This window comes from Bartonella sp. MU70NMGDW, from assembly GCF_042194085.1.
Classification (GTDB): domain Bacteria; phylum Pseudomonadota; class Alphaproteobacteria; order Rhizobiales; family Rhizobiaceae; genus Bartonella; species Bartonella grahamii.
On sequence record NZ_JBHIMK010000025.1, the window covers coordinates 1 to 1,170 of the forward strand.

The 1,170-nt window shown below is 39.7% G+C and carries 1 protein-coding gene; it reads left to right on the forward strand.

The window, feature by feature from the left end:
* Positions 1-4: 4 nt before the first annotated feature.
* Positions 5-1,170: nicotinate phosphoribosyltransferase (locus ACFIKE_RS03985; protein ID WP_375648453.1), on the forward strand; the 1,166-nt coding region annotated here is incomplete at its 3' end.

Below are 1,170 nucleotides of genomic sequence, written 5' to 3' on the forward strand. Positions count from 1 at the left end.
GGTTATGAATCATCCGGATATTGCTAGACGTGTTTACAATCATACTTGGAAACTTGATCCCATTATTCGTTCACTTCTCGATACGGATTTTTATAAGCTTCTTATGGTACAGATGATTTGGGGGTTGTATCCTGATGTTAATGTTACTTTTTCCCTCATAAATCGCTCTAAAACAATACGTCTTGCCGATGATATTGATGAGAGTGAATTACGTGCTCAACTTGATCATGCTCTTAGTTTGCACTTTACAAAAAATGAAATGATCTGGCTTGCTGGTAATACATTTTATGGACGCAAACAAATTTTTGAACCGGATTTTCTTCAGTGGCTTGAGAATTTTCAACTCCCAGAATATGAACTAACCCGCAAAGATGGCCAATATATGCTTCATTTTTATGGTTCGTGGGCTCATAGCTCTATGTGGGAAATTCCAGCCCTTGCTATTATCAGTGAATTACGTTCACGTGCAGCTCTCAAAAAACTAGATCGTTTTGCTCTTGATGTACTTTATGCGCGTGCTAAAGCAAAAATGTGGAGTAAAGTTGAACGTCTCAAAAAATTGCCTGATATTAAAATATCTGACTTTGGGACAAGGCGTCGCCATTCTTTTTTATGGCAGCGCTGGTGTGTGGAAGCATTAAAAGAAGGCATTGGTAATTCTTTTACTGGAACTTCTAATGTTCTTCTTGCCATGGATACGGATTTAGAAGCTCTTGGAACCAATGCACACGAATTGCCCATGGTTATTGCGGCTCTCAGCAACAACGATGATGAATTACGCAGAGCTCCATATCAAGTCTTGCAAGATTGGAACCGTTATTATGGTGGAAATCTTCTCATTGTTTTACCTGATACCTTTGGTACAGAAGCATTTTTACGCAATGCACCAGATTGGGTCGCTGATTGGACAGGTTTCAGACCCGATAGTGCGCCCCCTATTGAAGGTGGCGAACGTATTATTCAATGGTGGAAAGAAAAAGGAAAAGATCCACGCGAAAAACTTTTAATTTTTTCTGATGCTCTTGATGTCAATACAATTGAAAAAACCTATCATCATTTCCATGGTAGAGTGCGCATGAGTTTTGGATGGGGCACGGATCTTACCAATGACTTTACAGGCTGTGCACCTCAGGAAATCGAAACTCTTGATGCTCTTTCCCTTGTTTGTAA